This window comes from Bradyrhizobium sp. P2_E8 (genome assembly GCF_056403875.1).
Genome location: NZ_JBFUES010001366.1, coordinates 1 through 1,560 on the forward strand (window position 1 = coordinate 1; position 1,560 = coordinate 1,560).

2 protein-coding genes are annotated in these 1,560 nt (G+C 64.7%); both read left to right on the forward strand.

Annotated elements, in window-relative coordinates; all coding sequences use genetic code 11:
* Positions 1 to 1,129 (forward strand): FAD-dependent monooxygenase (locus AC1D00_RS40505; RefSeq protein ID WP_477014559.1); only part of this gene is annotated, 1,129 nt, incomplete at its 5' end.
* A gap of 145 nt (positions 1,130 to 1,274) precedes the next feature.
* On the forward strand, positions 1,275 to 1,560 hold a 286-nt coding region (locus tag AC1D00_RS40510; RefSeq protein WP_477014560.1), incomplete at its 3' end, for an SH3 domain-containing protein.

Genomic DNA, 1,560 nt, shown 5'->3' on the forward strand with positions numbered 1-1,560 from the left:
TCCGCGCGAAGGCGGCTACATGGTGCGTATCTATGTCGAGCTCGCCAAGCTTGACGTCGGCGAGCGCGTCGCGAGCCGCAACATCACCGCCGATGACGTGATTGCGAAAGCACAGCGGATCCTGAAGCCGCATACGCTTGAGGTGAAGGAGATCGCCTGGTGGTCGGTCTACGAGATCGGCCAGCGCCTGACCGACAAGTTCGACGACGTGCCGGAGGCCGAGATCGCGACCCGCCTGCCGCGCATCTTCATCGCCGGCGATGCCTGCCACACCCACAGCCCGAAGGCGGGGCAGGGCATGAACGTCTCGATGCAGGATGCCTTCAATCTCGGCTGGAAGCTCGCGGCCGTGCTCCGCAAGCGGAGTGCGCCAAGCCTGCTGCATTCCTATTCGGCGGAGCGTCAGGCCGTTGCGAAAGAGCTGATCGACTTCGACCGCGAATGGTCGGGGATTCTGGCCTCTGCCGCCAAGGCAGGTGGCGCCGATGCCGCCAGGACGCAAGACTATTTCGTCCGGCACGGCCGCTATACGGCCGGCACCGCGACGCATTACAGGCCGTCGATCCTCACGGGGGCTGCGCCCCATCAGCACCTCGCGCAAGGCCTCGTCATCGGCAAGCGCTTCCATTCCGCGCCGGTGATCCGGCTGGCGGACGCAAAGCCCGTTCATCTCGGCCACGCCGCGCAGGCCGACGGACGCTTCCGCATCTATGCATTTTCCGGCGCGGAGAATCCGGCGGCGGTCGGCTCTGCCATTCGCGCGCTGTGCAAATTTCTCACCGAGGCCAGGGAATCGCCGGTGAGGCGATATACCTCCGAAGGCGCCGACGTCGACGCCGTGATCGACCTGCGGGCGGTCTTCCAGCAGGATCACCGCGAGCTCGCCGTCGAGGCGATGCCGTCGCTGCTGCTCCCGCGCAAAGGCCGCTACGGCCTGCTCGACTACGAAAAGATGTTCTGTCCGGACCTCAAGAGCGGCCACGACGTTTTCACGATGCGCGGCATCGATCGGCAGGCCGGCTGCATGGTCGTGGTGCGGCCGGACCAATATGTCGCGAACGTGCTGCCGCTCGACGATTTTACTGGGCTCGCGTCGTACTTCGATGGGTTCATGCTGCCGGTGAACTGACGTTCGCGGTGTTGCGCTCGTCGTGCAGATGAACGGCGGATGAACACTGAACTCCGCGCGCATTCAATCTTTCGGCTGATGCGGCTGCTCCAGAAGGAACGCTCGTTCCTCCCGCGCGTTCGGACTCGCAGAGGAGGAACACGCCATGAGACTCAGAAGCATTTTGGTTGCAGCATTACTGCTCGCCCCCACGGCCGCGCTGGCCGCGCCGGGCATCGTAACCGTCTCGACCGGCTTGCGCGCCGGGCCGGGTTCGGGATTCCCCGTGGTCGATCGCATCCCCGAGGGCGCCCGCGTCAACATCCATGGCTGCCTGCGCGGCAATGCCTGGTGCGACGTGAGCTTCTCCGACGATCGCGGCTGGGTGTCGTCGCAATATCTCGAATATCTCTACCGCAATCACTACGTCTATCTCCCCGACTATGTCGACG